This is a genomic window from Croceivirga sp. JEA036, from assembly GCF_011882165.1.
Classification (GTDB): domain Bacteria; phylum Bacteroidota; class Bacteroidia; order Flavobacteriales; family Flavobacteriaceae; genus Croceivirga.
In genome coordinates this window covers 1-17,927 of the sequence record NZ_JAATON010000008.1, presented here as the reverse complement: position 1 = coordinate 17,927, position 17,927 = coordinate 1, and the positions used below count along the sequence as shown (strand labels likewise).

Annotated in this window: 17 protein-coding genes; 7 read left to right on the top strand and 10 right to left on the bottom strand. The window is 36.0% G+C overall.

The window, feature by feature from the left end:
- The first annotated feature begins 54 nt into the window (after positions 1–54).
- Positions 55–1,005, top strand: coding sequence for an FKBP-type peptidyl-prolyl cis-trans isomerase (locus HCO57_RS15480; RefSeq protein ID WP_167989780.1), 951 nt, complete (start codon positions 55–57; stop codon positions 1,003–1,005).
- 67 nt (positions 1,006–1,072) lie between these two features.
- On the opposite strand, the gene HCO57_RS15475 is transcribed toward HCO57_RS15480, so the two are convergent.
- From HCO57_RS15475 to HCO57_RS15465, 3 genes are read right to left on the bottom strand one after another with little or no spacing between them, the layout of a single operon-like run.
- Positions 1,073–1,660 carry a porin family protein gene (locus HCO57_RS15475; protein ID WP_167989779.1) on the bottom strand — a complete coding sequence of 196 codons (588 nt, stop codon included), beginning with the start codon at positions 1,658–1,660 and terminating at the stop codon, positions 1,073–1,075.
- Positions 1,661–1,718: 58 nt separating this feature from the next.
- Positions 1,719–2,672, bottom strand: coding sequence for a transketolase family protein (locus HCO57_RS15470; protein ID WP_167989778.1), 954 nt, complete (start codon positions 2,670–2,672; stop codon positions 1,719–1,721).
- A gap of 18 nt (positions 2,673–2,690) precedes the next feature.
- A complete protein-coding gene (locus HCO57_RS15465) occupies positions 2,691–3,536 on the bottom strand; it encodes a transketolase (protein ID WP_167989777.1) in 846 nt (281 codons plus the stop codon).
- A gap of 157 nt (positions 3,537–3,693) precedes the next feature.
- On the opposite strand from HCO57_RS15465, the gene tgt reads away from it, so the two are divergent.
- The 5 genes from tgt to HCO57_RS15440 all read left to right on the top strand — a co-directional run bounded on the left by tgt (position 3,694) and on the right by HCO57_RS15440 (position 9,946).
- On the top strand, positions 3,694–4,824 hold the full coding sequence (gene tgt, locus HCO57_RS15460) for a tRNA guanosine(34) transglycosylase Tgt (RefSeq protein WP_167989776.1): 1,131 nt from the start codon (positions 3,694–3,696) through the stop codon (positions 4,822–4,824).
- Positions 4,824–5,906 (top strand): LptF/LptG family permease, encoded by a 1,083-nt coding sequence (locus HCO57_RS15455; RefSeq protein ID WP_167989775.1) that lies wholly within the window; start codon positions 4,824–4,826, stop codon positions 5,904–5,906. The genes tgt and HCO57_RS15455 overlap by 1 nt, the downstream gene beginning before the upstream one ends.
- 90 nt (positions 5,907–5,996) lie before the next feature.
- A complete protein-coding gene (locus tag HCO57_RS15450) occupies positions 5,997–6,950 on the top strand; it encodes an acetyl-CoA carboxylase carboxyltransferase subunit alpha (protein WP_136952104.1) in 954 nt (317 codons plus the stop codon).
- A 169-nt stretch (positions 6,951–7,119) separates the two neighbouring features.
- Entirely contained in the window at positions 7,120–8,667 is a 1,548-nt protein-coding gene (dnaB, locus tag HCO57_RS15445) for a replicative DNA helicase (protein ID WP_167989774.1), read from the top strand.
- A 46-nt stretch (positions 8,668–8,713) separates the two neighbouring features.
- Positions 8,714–9,946: an asparagine synthetase B gene (locus tag HCO57_RS15440; protein WP_240729849.1), complete on the top strand. Its 1,233-nt coding sequence runs from the start codon at positions 8,714–8,716 to the stop codon at positions 9,944–9,946.
- Here the strand turns inward: HCO57_RS15440 and HCO57_RS15435 are convergent.
- From HCO57_RS15435 to HCO57_RS15425, 3 genes are all read right to left on the bottom strand, one after another.
- Entirely contained in the window at positions 9,943–12,042 is a 2,100-nt protein-coding gene (locus tag HCO57_RS15435; RefSeq protein WP_167989773.1) for an ATP-binding protein, read from the bottom strand. The two genes, HCO57_RS15440 and HCO57_RS15435, sit on opposite strands and share 4 nt — an antisense overlap.
- A gap of 62 nt (positions 12,043–12,104) precedes the next feature.
- The gene (locus HCO57_RS15430) at positions 12,105–12,509 is read right to left on the bottom strand and encodes a response regulator (RefSeq protein WP_136952101.1); all 405 of its coding nucleotides are present in this window, start codon (positions 12,507–12,509) and stop codon (positions 12,105–12,107) included.
- Between the two features lie 228 nt (positions 12,510–12,737).
- A complete protein-coding gene (locus tag HCO57_RS15425; RefSeq protein WP_167989772.1) occupies positions 12,738–13,535 on the bottom strand; it encodes an HAD family hydrolase in 798 nt (265 codons plus the stop codon).
- 69 nt (positions 13,536–13,604) lie between these two features.
- Here HCO57_RS15425 and HCO57_RS15420 point away from each other — a divergent pair, with 69 nt between their 5' ends.
- A complete protein-coding gene (locus tag HCO57_RS15420) occupies positions 13,605–14,027 on the top strand; it encodes a secondary thiamine-phosphate synthase enzyme YjbQ (RefSeq protein WP_167989771.1) in 423 nt (140 codons plus the stop codon).
- 51 nt (positions 14,028–14,078) lie between these two features.
- On the opposite strand, the gene rplT is transcribed toward HCO57_RS15420, so the two are convergent.
- The 4 genes from rplT to thrS all read right to left on the bottom strand — a co-directional run bounded on the left by rplT (position 14,079) and on the right by thrS (position 17,292).
- Positions 14,079–14,423: a 50S ribosomal protein L20 gene (gene rplT, locus HCO57_RS15415; protein WP_136952098.1), complete on the bottom strand. Its 345-nt coding sequence runs from the start codon at positions 14,421–14,423 to the stop codon at positions 14,079–14,081.
- A 99-nt stretch (positions 14,424–14,522) separates the two neighbouring features.
- Positions 14,523–14,720: a 50S ribosomal protein L35 gene (gene rpmI / locus HCO57_RS15410; RefSeq protein ID WP_010520027.1), complete on the bottom strand. Its 198-nt coding sequence runs from the start codon at positions 14,718–14,720 to the stop codon at positions 14,523–14,525.
- A gap of 44 nt (positions 14,721–14,764) precedes the next feature.
- Positions 14,765–15,322, bottom strand: coding sequence for a translation initiation factor IF-3 (gene infC / locus HCO57_RS15405; protein ID WP_370324230.1), 558 nt, complete (start codon positions 15,320–15,322; stop codon positions 14,765–14,767).
- Positions 15,323–15,351: 29 nt separating this feature from the next.
- Positions 15,352–17,292, bottom strand: a complete 1,941-nt coding sequence (gene thrS, locus HCO57_RS15400; protein ID WP_167989770.1) for a threonine--tRNA ligase — start codon at positions 17,290–17,292, stop codon at positions 15,352–15,354.
- Between the last annotated feature and the right edge of the window lie 635 nt (positions 17,293–17,927).

Genomic DNA, 17,927 nt, shown 5'->3' with positions numbered 1-17,927 from the left:
ATCAAAAATAATGGAAAATCGTATCTTGCGCAGCTAAAAGTCAAAACATATTAAATGAATAGGATACTTTTATTACTTGCCGCTGTATTGGTTTTAGCTTCTTGTAGTGATGACGATGATGGTAACGGACCAACCGTAGTAGAGTTGCGTACCTTGGCAGAGGTAGCTGCAGAAAACGATACGGAAATACAAGAATTCTTGGCTACCCATACTTATAATTATGAGGATTTTGAAGATGGGTCTGGAGTGGCTAATCCAGAAATCACCATACAAGATTTAACAGGAGATGCAGCGGGCAAAACACCCTTGTCAAATTTTGTGGAACGGATACAAATTAACGTGTCTTCCTCTCAATTGGGTATCGGAGATGAAGAAGTAGATATTCCACATACCTTATATGTATTAACAGCTAAAGAAGGAGCTGGTGGAAACCCAACTATTGCAGATTCTACGCTTATTAAGTATGAGGGTATGTATTTGGATGGCGAAGTGTTTGATTCTTCTCCAAATTTTATTTGGCAAGAATTGCCTTTTACAATCCGTGGTTATGGAAATGGAATTGCACAATTAAAAGCGGGTACTGCTGAGGGGATTTTAGACAATGAAGATGGCACCACAGGCATAACAAATAGTGGTAAAGGTTTAATAATAATGCCGTCAGGCTTAGGTTATTTTACAGCTTCTGGAACTATTCCGGCATATTCAGTGCTTATGTTTAAGATTGAGTTGGGACTTTTTGTTGCCGATACTGATAGTGATGGAGACGGAATACCAAGCATTTTGGAAGATATAAATGGTAATAATTACCTGTTTGATGACAATACGGATGCTGAGTTTGAAACTGATAATTTTATTACACCAACAGCGAATTTTAGAGATACCGATGATGATGGTGATGGTACTCCAACACGAGACGAAATAGTAATAAATGCCGATGGAAGTGTTACGTTAACAGATTCTGATAATGACGGTTTGCCAGATTATTTAGATCCGGATACTTTCTAATGATGAAAATATTGCGCACAAAAAAAGCCCCTGAATTTCAGGGGCTTTTTAATTTTTAAAGTCTTGTTTACAATTTAAGACTGAAACTAAGAATTAATTGGTCTGGCCTTGTATCTACTTTACTGGTAGGTAATGTAGTAATGTTATTATTGATAAAAGTAGCTTCATTATCACTAAAACCTCTCTCATAACGCAAATCTACTCCTAATCTACCGATGTTAACGCCAGCACCAATGTTCATGCCTACCGTAAAATCATTATCCACATCGTCTATTGTAATACCTTCAAACTCTGTATCTAAAATATATTGGAAAGAAGGACCTGCAAAAACGTGCACTGGACCAATAACTTTGGCACCAACTAAAACCGGTAAGTCTAATTTTTTCATTTTAAACTCATCATTGTCGTAATCAGATTTTGTTGCGGAATACACCAGTTCTGGGCGTACATAGATGCGGTTACCTATTTTACCCCAAAAACCTAAGTGATACCCAACGTTTTTGTCTGGGTCTTGCGCAGCATCCCCAACAGACTCAAAATAATCTCCGTTGCCGTTGTAGTTTAGACCCGCTTTTATACCAAAGCCAGAATCTGCTTGGGCCATGCCTGCGTAACTGCAAAGCAAAATGGCCACTGCCATAAGTGTTCTTTTCATAATGTGTCTTGTTTTAAAGTAATACGTAACAAATAGGCATCAAGGATGATACCAAAGGCTACTTTCTTTTAATTACCTTTAAAACGGCTTCTTCTACAGCCTTATTGTTAAGTCCGTATTTCTCCATTAATTGGTCTGGAGTACCACTTTCTCCAAAAGAGTCTTTAACAGCAACAAACTCTTGTGGTGTTGGTAGCTGCATAGCAAGGGTTCTAGCTACACTTTCTCCTAAACCTCCTAAATAATTGTGCTCTTCTGCGGTAACAACACAGCCAGTTTTTTTAACAGATTTTAAGATGGCTTCCTCATCCAAGGGTTTAATAGTATGGATATTTATTACTTCGCAAGAAATGCCTTGAGCTTCTAAGCGTTCTGCTGCAATTAAAGATTCCCATACCAAATGTCCTGTAGCAAGTATAGTTACATCGGTCCCTTCACTAAGCATTAGGGCTTTGCCAATTTCAAACTTTTGGTCTACTGGAGTAAAGTTGGCCACTTTTGGTCTTCCAAAACGCAGGTATACAGGACCTTCATGCGCTGCAATGGCAATGGTGGCTGCTTTTGTTTGATTAAAATCGCATGGGTTGATAACCGTCATCCCTGGAAGCATTTTCATCAAACCTATATCTTCTAAAATCTGGTGTGTAGCACCATCTTCACCTAACGTTACACCTGCGTGGCTAGCACATATTTTTACATTTTTACCAGAATATGCTACAGACTGTCTAATTTGATCGTAAACTCTACCTGTTGCAAAATTGGCAAAAGAAGTAGCAAAAGGTATTTTACCACCAATGGTAAGACCAGCAGACATACCAATCATGTTAGCCTCTGCAATACCAACTTGAAAAAAGCGCTCTGGATTTTCTTTAATAAATGTGTCTATTTTTAAAGAACCAATTAGGTCTGCACAAAGGGTAACCACGTTAGGATTAGTTCTTCCTAATTCTGTCATTCCGGCACCAAAACCACTACGTGTATCTTGTTTTCCTTGATCTGTATATTTTGTCATTGTCTTTTGTTCTAAAAATTAATAATCACCTAGTGTTTCTGGATTTTGCTCTAACGCTTTTGCTAATTGCTCGTCATTAGGAGCTTTACCATGCCAAGCATGCGTATGCATCATAAAATCTACACCGTTACCCATCATTGTATTCATTACAATACAAACGGGTTTTCCATTACCGGCTAAGGATTTTGCCTTTTGTAAACCTGCAACTACTTGTTCTAGGTTGTTACCATCTTCTATAGTCATAACTTCCCAACCAAATACTCGGAATTTTTCTCCTATATCACCCAGGGCCATAACTTCACTAGTAGGGCCATCAATTTGTTGTCCGTTTCTATCTACAGTAGCAATAAGGTTGTCTACATTTTTGCTACCAGCATACATTATAGCTTCCCAGTTTTGTCCTTCTTGTAATTCTCCGTCGCCATGTAAACTAAAAACCAAGTGCTTATCGCCGTTTAGCTTTTTGGCTTCTGCAGCACCAATGGCGACGGACATACCTTGACCTAGTGATCCAGAGGCAATTCGTACACCAGGTAATCCTTCATGGGTTGTAGGATGCCCTTGTAATCTAGAATTTATAAGTCTAAAGGTCCCTAATTCCTCAATAGGAAAGTATCCTCTTCTTGCCAAAACACTGTAGAAAACAGGAGAAATATGACCGTTAGATAAAAAGAATAAATCTTCTTCTTTACCGTCCATGTCAAATCCTTGTTTAAGTTCCATGACCTCATTATAGAGTGCAACCAAAAATTCGGTACAGCCCAAAGAGCCACCAGGGTGACCAGAGTTAACCTTGTGTACCATTCTTAAGATGTCCCTTCTTACTTGGACTACCAAATCCTGCAATTCCTGTGTGTTAGGCATATTTTTAATATTTAATCCAACAAAAGTAACGTCATTAACGCATCAATACAAGCCAATATATTTTATTTTACTAAAGGGTTTCGGAATAGAACTTTATTTTTTCATTAAGTGTATTCTCTAACAGAGATGGCTATATTTGCCAACTAAAATTCACGTATTGGAGTTTACCTTAGTACAAAAGGATTTGGGCAGTAAGGCCCGTGCAGGAGAAATTACCACGGATCACGGTAAGATACAGACCCCTATTTTTATGCCAGTGGGCACCGTTGCATCTGTAAAAGGAGTGCACCAAAGAGAATTGCGAGACGATATTAATCCAGATATTATATTAGGGAATACCTACCATCTATACCTTAGACCTGGTACTGGTATATTAGAAAAAGCAGGTGGTCTACACAAATTTATGGGGTGGGATAGAAATATTTTAACCGATAGTGGAGGCTACCAAGTATATTCCTTATCTGCCAACCGAAAAATTAAAGAAGAAGGGGTGAAATTTAAAAGTCATATAGATGGTTCTTATCACTTTTTTTCTCCAGAAAGCGTAATGGAAATACAGCGTACCATTGGTGCGGATATTATCATGGCTTTTGATGAATGTACACCCTATCCTTGTGATTATAACTACGCCAAACGTTCTATGCATATGACGCATAGATGGTTAGATAGGTGTATTACTCACCTAAATAAGGTGCCAGAAAAGTACGATTATAAGCAAACACTTTTCCCTATTGTACAAGGTTCTACCTATACAGACTTACGTAAACAATCTGCGGAATATATTGCAAATGCAGGTGCTTTAGGTAACGCCATTGGTGGCTTATCTGTTGGTGAACCCGCAGAAGAAATGTATGCCATGACAGATGTAGTTTGCGAAATTTTACCAGAAGACAAACCGCGTTATTTAATGGGGGTTGGTACACCCATAAATATATTAGAAAATATTGCCTTAGGTGTGGATATGTTTGATTGTGTAATGCCCACCCGTAACGCAAGGAACGGTATGCTATTTACCTCTCAAGGCACCATTAATATAAAAAACAAAAAGTGGGAAGATGATTTTTCACCAATAGACCCAGCGGGTATCACTTTTGTAGATACAGAATACTCTAAGGCATATTTGCGTCACCTTTTTGCGGCAAACGAATATTTAGGAAAACAGATAGCTACCATTCACAATTTAGGTTTTTATCTTTGGTTGACAAGAACTGCTAGAGAGAAAATTGTGGAGGGGACTTTTACGGAGTGGAAAAACCGAATGGTAAAACAAATGGATAACAGACTGTAATGCTGACCATTTTAGATAAATACATTTTAAAACGTTACTTAGTTACCTTTATAGGCATTATGTTATTATTTATCCCAATTGGGATTATGATAAGCTTGGCAGAAAAGATTGGTAAAATTATAGATAATGAAGCGCCATTAGCAGAAGTTATTGTGTTCTATGGCAACTTTAGTTTGGTGTTAGGTAATTTGTTAATGCCTATTCTTCTCTTTTTATCTATCATCTTTTTTACATCTAAATTGGCAAGCAACACGGAAATTGTTGCCATGTTAAGCTCAGGTATTTCTTATCAACGGTTTTTAAGACCCTATTTTATTGGAGCCACCTTTGTAGCCATTTTAATATTTATGATGGGGCAATTCATTGTACCCAACGCTAGTATTGGTTTTAATGAATTTGAATATAAGTACTTTAAAAAGGGAAGGCAGACACGGCAGACCACAAATATATTTAATCAGCTTAACGAGCAAGATTTTATCTATGTTAGTAGTTTTGACCCAAAGCGAAAGATAGGGTATAACTTTACCTACGAGCATTTTAATAAGGAAAATCAGTTAGATTATAAGATTAGTGCAGCGAATATTCGTTGGGTAGATAAAGATAGCACCTACCGCTTAACTAGTTATACCAAAAGAAAAATCAAGGATGGTAAAGAATTTGTTACCACCCAAAGAAGACTGGATACCTTATTCACATTTCAATTAGAAGATTTAACTCCAGTATCTTATGTAGCCGATACTAAAAATTTATTTGAGTTGAATGAATTTATAGAGGACCAACGCAAGAAAGGAGCGGCCAATATCAATACGTATATATTGGCTAAATATAAGCGATGGTCATTACCTGTGGCGGCGTTTATATTAACCATTATAGCAGTCGCAGTTTCATCTGTTAAACGCAGAGGGGGAATGGGGCTAAATCTATTAATAGGAATTGCCTTGGGAATGGTCTACATTTTTTTCGACCGTATTTTTGGGACTATGGCAGAGCAATCTGGTTTTTCTCCCTTATTAGCAGTATTAATTCCAAATGTAATTTTTGGTATCATAGGATTTTACCTTTTACAAAAAGCAAAACGATAAATAGGTGATAAAGAGCACACTTTAAGGAAATGTAAAATCTATTAAAGTTTATATCTTTGTGGCCACCAACCAACTTACAAGACACTATTTATGGAATATTTGGATTTTGAACTCCCGATTAAAGAGCTAGAAGAGCAGTTGCAGAAATGTATGATTATCGGGGAAGAAAGTGAAGTAGATGTTACAGAAACCTGTCAACAAATAGAAAAGAAGTTGGCAGACACTAAAAAAGATATATATAAAAATCTTACCGCATGGCAACGGGTTCAGTTGTCAAGGCACCCCAATAGGCCGTATACCTTAGATTATATCAATGCACTTTGTGGAGATAGCTTTTTGGAACTTCACGGAGACCGTACAGTTAAGGATGACAAAGCTATGATTGGCGGTTTAGGTAAAATTGGTGACCAATCTTTTATGTTTATTGGTCAGCAAAAAGGATACAATACCAAAACTAGACAGTATAGGAATTTTGGTATGGCCAATCCAGAGGGCTACAGAAAGGCTCTACGTTTAATGAAGTCTGCAGAAAAGTTTGGTATACCTGTTATTTCTTTAGTAGATACTCCCGGTGCTTACCCAGGTATTGAGGCAGAAGAGCGTGGGCAAGGAGAAGCCATTGCAAGGAATATTTTAGAAATGACCCGCCTTAAAGTGCCGGTAATTGTTATTATTATTGGTGAAGGAGCCTCTGGTGGAGCTTTGGGTATAGGTGTTGGAGATAAAGTATTGATGCTAGAGAATACGTGGTACTCTGTTATATCACCAGAATCTTGTTCATCTATTTTGTGGAGAAGTTGGGAGTATAAAGAACAAGCTGCAGATGCTTTAAAATTGACCGCAACAGATATGAAGCGCCAAAAGTTGATAGATGAAATCATCAAAGAACCCTTAGGCGGTGCGCATATGGATAGAGATAAAACATTTACTACCGTAAGAAACAAAATTATTTCACATTTTGAAGACCTTAAAAAGTTATCACCAAAAGAATTGGTGAAGCAACGAATGGAAAAATACTCCGATATGGGAGTATACAACGGCTAATCCTAGACTTTCTGTTTTCAACTACATTTTAGTATAACGTAAAAAATGGTTTTTTAACGTTATCAACACAAATTTGCAAGTTATCAACAATAACTTTGTTGAAGACCTGTGGACATACCATAGGTCTTCTATAAAGTTAACTAAAGGTTAATTGCATACATTCGCATTTATGGACAAACCTAGCCCAATACCGAGTCGTAAGATTGATAAATCCACTATTATAAGCCTTGAAAAAGGTAAAATACCACCGCAAGCCGTTGAATTAGAGGAGGTTGTGTTAGGTGCTATGATGATTGATAAGAAAGGGGTAGATGAAGTAATTGATATACTTCACCCAGACGCTTTCTATAAAGATGCGCATAGATTTATTTTTGAAGCTATCTTTATGCTGTTTGAATCGTCAGAACCGGTGGACTTATTAACCGTTTCAACGCAATTAAAGAAAGATGGAAAGCTAGAAGCGGTTGGGGGCGATTTTTACCTCATTAAATTAACGCAAAAAGTAGCTTCTTCTGCGCATATTGAGTTCCACGCTAGAATTATACTGCAGAAATATATTCAACGTAGCCTAATTAAAATTTCAAACCAAATTATAGAAGAGGCTTATAATGAATCTACAGATGTATTTGATTTATTAGATTCTGCTGAAGCTAAATTGTACGAGGTAACTCAAGGAAATCTAAAACGTTCTGCAGAGACAGCTCAAAATTTGGTAATTCAGGCTAAAAAGAAAATAGAAGAAATTTCCAATAAAGAAGGTTTAAGTGGAATCCCTTCTGGTTTTGATAAATTAGATAAGCTGACCTCGGGTTGGCAACCTAGTGATTTAATTATTGTAGCTGCTCGTCCTGGTATGGGTAAAACAGCCATGACTCTTTCTATGGCTCGTAATATAGCTGTTAATTCTAATCACGGCGTGGCATTCTTTTCATTAGAGATGTCTTCGGTTCAGCTAATTACACGTCTTATTTCGTCAGAGACAGGTTTGTCTTCAGAAAAACTACGTACTGGTAAGTTAGAAAAACACGAGTGGGAGCAACTTAATGTAAAAGTTAAAGCATTAGAAAAGGCGCCATTATTTATAGACGATACCCCTTCTTTATCCATTTTTGATCTAAGGGCAAAGGCTAGGCGTCTAAAATCGCAGCACGACATTCAATTAATTATTATTGATTACTTGCAGTTAATGACTGCTGGTGGTAGTACCAAAGGAGGTAATAGGGAGCAAGAGATTTCAACGATTTCTAGAAACCTTAAAGCCTTAGCAAAAGAATTAAATGTACCAGTAATTGCACTTTCTCAGCTATCTAGAGCTGTAGAAACTAGGGGTGGTAGCAAACGTCCATTACTTTCTGACCTTAGGGAATCTGGTGCTATTGAGCAAGATGCGGATATTGTAAGCTTTATCTTTAGACCAGAGTATTATAAAATAGAAGAGTGGGATGATGAAGAACGCTCACCTACGCAAGGTCAAGCAGAGTTTATTGTAGCAAAACATCGTAATGGTGGCTTGGAAAATATTAGGTTAAAGTTCATTGGTCACTTAGGTAAATTCGATAACTTAGATGACTTTGATTCTCCATTTGAGTTTCAATCTAAGATGAACGACGATGAGGAAAACCCATTTACACCGTCTAGTCTACCAAGTGCTGACGAGGCCTTTGGAAGCGCTATTAACGATGCTCCAGAAGACGATGACGACGGCATTCCATTCTAATGCCAAAAAAGGTAGTAAAAAGGCTTATTTGGTATTGCTGTTTTGTATGATAACCATTCCAGCGGCAATGGGTTCTATGCTTTTATTACCTATGGATGCGGAAAGCCAAAAAAATCATTTAAAGGCATATGGCCTTACCTATTGGATATTAAGCAAGCAACAAAAGGTACAATGGCTGTTAAACTATAGGGGAGGTTCTTTTCTTTTACCAGATGGTGAGGTTATTCGTAAAGAGTGTCAAATAAGAGGCGTATCATTTGAAATTCTTACAGATGGCGAGGCACAATCCATATTAGACGGTATTAGCAGTCCATCTCAAAATCAAGAAGCAGTTGTATTAGAAAAAGCGCCCAAAATTGCGGTTTACTCTCCAAAAGATAATCAACCTTGGGATGATGCAGTAACCATGGTGCTTACCTATGCAGAAATCCCTTACGTTACGGTTTATGACGAAGAAGTGCTTACAGACAAATTAGCATTATATGATTGGCTTCACCTACATCACGAAGATTTTACAGGGCAATATGGAAAATTTTACGGAGCCTACCGCGCTGCGCCGTGGTATATAGAAGGGAAACGTTTGGCAGAAGAAAGAGCCAAAAAGTTTGGCTATTTTAAAGTAGCAGAAGAGAAGAGTGCTGTTGCTGAAAAAATTAGGGCTTATGTAATAGGTGGGGGATTCATGTTTGCAATGTGTTCCGCTACAGACAGTTTTGATATTGCTTTGGCAGCCAAAGGTATTGATATTTGTGAACCAATGTTTGATGGAGACCCTTCTGACGCCAATTATCAGTCTAAATTAGATTACAATCGCACTTTTGCATTTACCAATTTTACCTTAGAACGCAGCCCATTACAATATGAGTTTTCTTCCATAGACATGACTAGAAAAAGAAGAAACGTTCCTAAAGAGTCAGATTATTTTAGTTTGATGGAGTTTTCTGCAAAATGGGATCCAGTACCCACGATGTTAACACAAAACCATACTACATTAGTTAAAGGTTTTATGGGACAAACAACTGCATTTGAACCTAAAGAGGTTAAACCAACAGTAATGGTTTTAGGAGAATGTAAGTTAAATGGAGAAGCACGTTATGTACACGGTGTAAAAGGAAAAGGTTTTTTTACTTTTTATGGCGGGCACGACCCAGAAGATTATCAGCATAGGGTAGGGGATCCAAAGACAGAATTAGAACTACATCCTACTTCTCCTGGGTATAGACTAATTTTAAACAATGTATTATTCCCTGCAGCTAAAAAAAAGAAGCAAAAAACCTAATTACCTAGGTAAACATGGTTAAGGTCTTCCTCTTCTATATTCTCGTTTATACCAGTCTTAAAGTGCAGTATCATAGTGGTACCTATGTTTAGTTCACTTTCTACATCTATCTTACCAAACATGGCTTCTACTTGGGTTTTTACTAAATATAATCCTAGTCCTTTGCCTTCAGACTTACCACTTAAACGCCCGTACATATCAAAGATTTTCTTTTTTCGCTCCGGAGTTAGCCGCATTCCAATTCCATTATCTTCTATACGGATTACTATCTGTTCTCTATTTTGAAAAACGTTTATTTTTATAATTAGCGGAACTTCTGGATTGCGATATTTTAAGGAGTTTAAGACCAGATTGTAAAATATATTTACAAAGTAGCTTTTGATACCCATGATTTTATCTTGGGTAATTTTAGTATAAATCTTGGCCTTAGATTCAATAATATCCTTATTCAGCAATACCTGTATATCATCTAAAATTTCGCAAATGTCTACCGGAGTAAAATCTTCTTTACTAATTTCTTTTAATGATAATGAAAGGTTTAAATCTTTAATGGTTGTATTTAAAGCTTCACAACAGCTTTTAATATTTGCTATAATGCCATCGTTTATAGGATTATCTCCTTCCTCATACAAACCTTGTAATGCTAAAATATTAGCGATAGGTCTTTTAAGATTGTGAGAAAGGATATAAATAAAATTTTCTAATTCTTTATTTTGATTTTCAATTTTTTGATTGGCAATAATAGTTTTAGTAACATCTTGTGCTGTACCGGCCATTCGTAAATGCCCATCATCATTTCCCTCAAAAGTTCTTCCTTTTTGATGTATAAATTTGAGCTGCCCGCCAATTTCTATCCTATAAACAATATCATGTGGCACACTTTCTTTAAGGCTGTTTTTTAGGCTAATATCATATGCTTCCCTATCATCTGGATGTATCAAGTTCATTAATGTAGGGTAGGTTAAATAGTTTTTTCGCCGTTCCAATGGTATTCCAAAAATGTTATTTAAATGTTCAGAAATGTATATTTCATCTTCTTTAATATTCCAATACCAGTTGCCAAAATCAGCTATTTGTTGCGCTTCTTTAAGCTCTTCTTTACCGCGCTCCAAACGTTTAAAAGTTTCCTGTATTTGGGTAATATCCGCCTGTCTAACACAACAGCCTACAATTTCTTTTTCTTTATAAATGGGATAGAAATAAAGTTCAAAGGTTCTATAGCCCATCTCTGTTGGCAGATTAACTTTTTTGGTTAGAGACTCACCCTTAAATACCGCATCGTAATCTTTTAAAGAGTCTCCAAATAAAAGCAAACCTTTTATATTATCGCCTTCTTTTAAATGGTAACCTTTTTCGGCTTGGTTCTTTAGATAAGAAGTATTAGCTGTTAATAGATTTAATTCTGTATCTACGGACCAAATAGCATCTTTTGTATTGTTAATTACAGCTTGGTTTCTAGATTCTCTAATATTTCTTTCTTCTAAATTTTTCCTAAGTTTTTGAATAAGTGGTCTAACAAAAATTAAAAGGATGAAGTAAAGTACTGCAATGAAATAAAGTATGATGCCTATGGCTATTTTTTTAAATTGACCCAAAGATTTTTCATGAGCTTTTTGATATTCTTGCACAATTGCATCCATGCCAAGAAGATATTGAGCCTCTAACCTAGATATCTCTTCAAGGTTTGCTTTGGTCAATTTAGGATGGTCAACTAATAGTTGACCAATTTGATCTTGCGTTTTACTAATTCTTCCGTAAATGCTGTCTGTAATTCTTGTATTGTATTTGGCTAATCTAGAATTAGAATTATCAGAAGAAAGTTGTTGATGGTTTTGCCGCCAAACTAAGAGCTTTTCTTCTAAAGCCCAGTAATTATTATTATTTAATTGATGCTTGTAGGCTTCTTTAAGTACTTGTTGACTTAACGTTCTTTGTTGGCCAGATACATTTACTATCCTAGCATTATCATGTACTTTAGAAAAATAAAGGCTAATCAAGTAAATACTTCCCGTACAGAATAAAAGCACACAAGCCCCTATTAATAATAGGAGCTTAGAGAAGTTCTTTATATAGTTTTCTTCAGCCTTAATCCGCATCTTCAATCAATAAACATGTAGCCCTAATGCTTTAGAGAAGCTTATTTAGAAAAAATTTTCCTTTAAATTTTAGAGGAGGACGAAAAAGACTTTTGTAAATATGCCTCTAATTGGTCTATTTTCAATGGTTTTGTAATAAACTCTTTTACATATGTAGCATACTCATTCGCTTTTTCCCTATCCTCTGGCCTCTCCGAAGAGGTAACCATTAAAACTTCATTCGTAACGGGAAAATCTTCCAGAGTCATAAATTCTAAAAATTCGTATCCTGTCATTTCTGGCATATTTATATCCAATAGTATAAGGGTACGGTCATTTTTATTATCTCTAAACCGTAAATCGTCTAAAGCTAATTCTGGATTTGTAAAGGTTTTTACCTTGTCTTCTAAACCGAGTTTTCTAAAATGAACGGTGTTAATAGTGTTTACTAACTCTTCATCATCAATTAGGTAAATCTCTTTGTACATATGTTTGGTTGTTAAAAGGGTGCAAACTAACGTATCTAGATGCTTGTCAATAATAAATGTTGTAAAACGAAAGAAATTATAGGTTAACTCGCCAATTCTATTCGCTTTTAGTGCCGAAATATAGTTCTATTTTTACTTTTATTTACAGAAATGACAAATAATTCTGTAAGGTAATACTTTAATTTATAACGCTTCTATCTTATTAAATTGTATTATGCGTATTAACTTTTAGGTCTGTATTATTTGATTTAGTATAAATTCCACACCATTTTCATCATTACTTAAGGTTTCATATTTGGCGGTTTTTTTAACATTGGGGTGGGCATTGGCCATAGCATAACTGTAATTAGAAAGTTGTAACATTTCTAAGTCGTTGTTATAATCGCCAAACACCATAAGTTCATCGGCTGTAATACCGTGTTGTGTCATTACCTTTTCTAAAGCAAAACCTTTATGAGCATTACTATCAGATACATCTACCCAATGTGCACCAGAAACCTTCACTTTTAATTCATTTTCTAAAAATTGTAGATGCGGATATAGATGCTTTTCACTATCCGTAAAGTGGTAAATCGCAATTTTTAAGATTTCTTCTTTAATTGTACTTAAGTCATCTACTACTGTAAACTCTTTATAGTATTCTTTTAAGAGTGTAAGGAACTGGTCAGAGGTATTGCCTACAAATGCGGTATTTTCGGTGCAAAGGACTGGATGGGCATCTGCAATGGAATGTACCTTGTTGATTATGGTTTGTATGTATTTAGTTGCTAATGGAGTAGTCATGATAGTTTTGTTCATGCGTTTTATCATTGCTCCGTTCTCTGCTATAAAAAGAACATCATCTTTAACGCTTTCAAGTTTAGAGGCCATGCTGTGGTATTGCCTACCACTTGCGGCGACAAATTGAATGTTACGTTCTTTAAGTTTTTCAAAGATTTGGTAAAACTGATGGCTAACTTCGTGATTGGAGTTAAGCAAAGTGCCATCCATATCAGTAACTACCATTTTTATTCTAGAAAAGTCCATAAGTAAACATTAATTTACAAAGGTAGTTGGTTAAGATAGAATGATGTAAAATTTAGTTTAAATAAGTCTATGATAAGTTTTCAAAAAGAAATAAAACTAGCGCCAAAACCAAGGGGGTTTCATTTAATTACTAAAGATATTTTTAATGCCATTCCTCTATTAAAAGATATTAAGATAGGGATGTGCACTATTTTCATTAAACATACGTCTGCAAGTATAACTATTAATGAAAATGCAGACCCCACAGTTAGATTAGATTTTGAAAGCCATATAAATAAAATGGTTCCAGAGAATGCTCCATATTTTAAGCACAGGTACGAAGGTCCAGACGATATGCCTGCACATCTAAAGGCAAGTCTGTTAGGGAATTCTGTACAAATACCAATAACAGATGGAATGTTAAATTTGGGGACTTGGCAAGGAATATATTTGGGTGAGCATAGAGATTACGGAGGTAGTAGAACTTTAGTAATTACAGTTATAGGACAATAAAAAACCCACCGAGAAGGTGGGTTTTAAAAGCGGGATAAAGTTTTAAAAATGTTATTTTACGCTGTCAACGATAGCTTTGAATGCATCTGGGTGATTCATGGCTAAATCCGCAAGTACTTTACGGTTTAACTCAATACCACTGGCTTTTGCTTTACCCATAAATTGGGAATAAGACATACCGTGCATTCTAGCACCAGCGTTAATACGCGTAATCCAAAGTGAACGGAAATTTCTCTTTTTATTTCTTCTGTCGCGGTAAGCATAAAGCATTGCTTTCTCTACCGCATTTTTGGCTACTGTCCAAACGTTCTTTCTACGTCCAAAGTAACCTTTTGCCTGCTTCATCACTTTTTTTCTTCTTGCGCGTGAAGCAACTGAATTTACTGATCTTGGCATACTGTTTTCATTTTTTTGTAGTAGGCGCTCTTTTGATTATAAAAAAGACTTTTATTGGGCCTAACTCCAGGGTTAATAATTAATGTACCGAAGCAACAATTATTTTAAACGTAATTGTTCCTTAATGCTATTCTCATCACTTTGGTGTACCAAGGTAGAATGAGTAAGCTTAAGCTTACGCTTTTTAGATTTTTTTGTCAAAATGTGACTCTTAAAAGCGTGCTTTCTTTTGATTTTACCAGTACCCGTAAGCTTAAAACGCTTTTTAGCACTGGATTTAGTTTTCATCTTTGGCATTTTCCTCTTTTGTATTTAAACCTATTTATATAATAGGGTCCCGCTTATTTTTTACCAGTTTTGGGAGCAATAAACATAGTCATACGTTTACCTTCTAGTTTTGGCATTTGCTCTACCTTACCTAATTCTTCCAATTCTTGAGCCAAACGTAACAGCAATATTTCTCCTTGGTCTTTGTAGACAATAGATCTACCCTTAAAGAAAACATATGCTTTTAACTTGGCACCTTCTTTTAAAAATTTTTCTGCATGGCGTTTTTTAAATTCATAATCATGATCATCCGTTTGTGGACCAAACCGAATTTCTTTAATTACAACTTTTGCCTGCTTAGCTTTTAATGCTTTGTCCCTTTTTTTCTGTTCGTACAAAAACTTTTTGTAATCGATAATTTTACAAACAGGCGGAGAAGCTTTTGGAGAAATTTCTACCAAATCTAGCTCCTGTTCACGAGCAATTTCCATTGCTTTCCGTGTAGGGTATACACCGACTTCCACGTTGTCACCAACAAGACGTACTTCTCTTGCAGTGATTTTGTCATTGATATTGTGAGGGTTCTTGTTTTCCCTGCGTGGTTGCGGTCTTGATCTTCTTCTTATTGCTATGACTTAAAAATTTTAATTAAACTTAGTTTCTAAAACGATTTTAAGGTACTATTTATTTCCTTTTTAATCAAATCGGAGAAATCTTTAACGCTAATGCTACCTAAATCTTCCCCGCCGTGTTTTCTTACGGATATTGTATTGTCTGCCTCTTCTTGTTCGCCAACAATAATCATAAAAGGAATCTTTTTTAGTTCTGCTTCACGAATTTTCTTACCTACCGTCTCGTTCCTATTATCAATGAGCGCGCGAATTTCGTGATTTTCAAGCGAATTCAAAACTTTTTGAGCATAATTTTCATGTTTCTCGCTAACTGGCAATACAATACATTGCTGTGGCATCAACCAAAGTGGAAAGTTTCCACCTGTATGTTCTAGTAAAATAGCAATAAAACGTTCCATGCTTCCAAATGGCGCACGATGTATCATTACAGGTCTATGTAACTCGTTATCACTGCCTTTATAGGTTAGGTCAAAACGTTCTGGTAAATTATAATCTACCTGAATAGTACCCAGTTGCCACTGTCTGCCTAAGGCATCCTTCACCATAAAATCTAATTTGGGTCCATAAAAAGCAGCTTCCCCGCTTTCTACAACATAATCCAAACCTTTTTCTTTGGCAGCACTAATGATAGCTTGTTCTGCTTTTTCCCAATTATCTACGTTACCTATGTATTTGTCGGGATTTTCTAAATCCCTTACAGAGACTTGAGCGGTAAAGTTTTCAAATCCTAGAGAGCCAAACACATACAATACTAAATCTATAACGTTTTTAAACTCTTCATCTAATTGTTCAGGAGTACAAAAAATATGGGCATCATCTTGTGTAAAACCTCTAACTCTTGTTAGGCCATGCAATTCTCCACTTTGTTCATATCTATAAACTGTTCCAAATTCTGCGTACCTTATAGGTAGGTCTTTATAACTCCAAGGGCTGTTTTTGTAAACTTCGCAATGATGCGGACAATTCATTGGTTTTAATAAAAACTCCTCGTCTTCTTTCGGAGTTTTTATGGGTTGAAAACTATCTTCTCCGTATTTAGCATAATGTCCAGAGGTTACATACAGTTCTTTTTGCCCAATGTGCGGCGTTACCACCATTTCATAGCCAGCTTTTTTCTGGGCTCTTTTTAAGAAATCCTCTAAGCGTTCTCGTAAGGCAGCACCCTTCGGTAACCATAAAGGTAATCCTTGTCCAACTTTTTGCGAAAAAGTGAATAATCCTAATTCTTTACCAAGTTTACGGTGGTCTCGTTTTTTAGCTTCCTCCAAAAGCTCTAAGTATTCTTTTAGGTCTTTCTGCTTTGGAAAAGAGATTCCGTATACGCGAGTTAATTGTGGATTGTTTTCATTTCCTCGCCAATACGCACCTGCAACACTTAATATTTTAAATGCTTTTATAATGCCAGTGTTAGGAATATGGCCTCCTCTACATAAATCTGTAAAGCTACTGTGGTCACAAAATGTGATTTCTCCATCGGTTAAATTTTCTATTAGTTCTACCTTAAACTCGTTTCCTTGCTTTTTGTAAAAGTCTAGGGCCTCTTGCTTAGATACTTCTCGCATAGAAAAATCGTGCTTACCTCTGGCAATTTCCAAAGCCTTTGCTTCTATTTTAGGAAAATCTTTTTCAGAAATTACATTAGCTCCAAAATCTACATCATAATAGAACCCATTTTCAATAGCGGGTCCAATGGTTAATTTAATTCCAGGATATAGTTCTTCTAGCGCCTGTGCAAGAACATGGCTAGAAGAATGCCAGAAAGCTTTTTTGCCTTCATCATTATTCCATGTATATAAGGTAAGGGTGCCATCTGTAGTTAACGGAGTGTATACTTCTACAACAGTATCGTTAAATTTCGCAGAGATGACGTTGCGCGCCAATCCTTCACTTATACTTTTAGCTATAGCTAGGGGAGTAGTATCTTTTGCTACTTCCTTAATGGCACCATCTGGCAGGGTAATTTTGATCATGGTATACTTACTTATACTTATATATAATACTAGTGGCAGCAAAGATAAGACCTTGTATAATTGTAGCAATACTATAAGTACAGGTATTTAAAACACATTTTATTACTTTTTTTGTGTGATGAGAGCCTGATATTCAATCACTTTCCAAAAAAGGATAAAAAAAGGCGATAAAAAGTTAGGATAATAAAGGAAAAGGGTAGTATGTTTGCAGCCCGAAAAACAGCGGTATAGTTGTTAAAGGGGTGAGAAAAGAAGCTCATTGACATATTGTTTTTTAAAGCGGGTAGCTTGAAAAAAAAGTTTCAAAAAAACCTTGCCAATTAAAAAAACGGTTGTAGATTTGCAGCCCCGGAAAAACGAAGCTTACGAGTTTAGTTTTGAAGGAACAGCAAAGTTCATTTACATCTTGTTTTTGGTGAGAAAAAAGAAAATAAATTTTTTTCAAAAAAAAGCTTGCCAGTTTAAAAAACAGTTGTACATTTGCAGCCGCTTAGCTGATAAGGCGGCGGAGAAAATCGAGAGGTTTTCTTGCAAGAATGAAAGAAGTTCATTGGACATATTGAAGAAACGACAGCGTAAAGAGAATTACCATTTTGACGTCAAGGAATTGGGGTTCTAAGGGTATCGCGAGATAT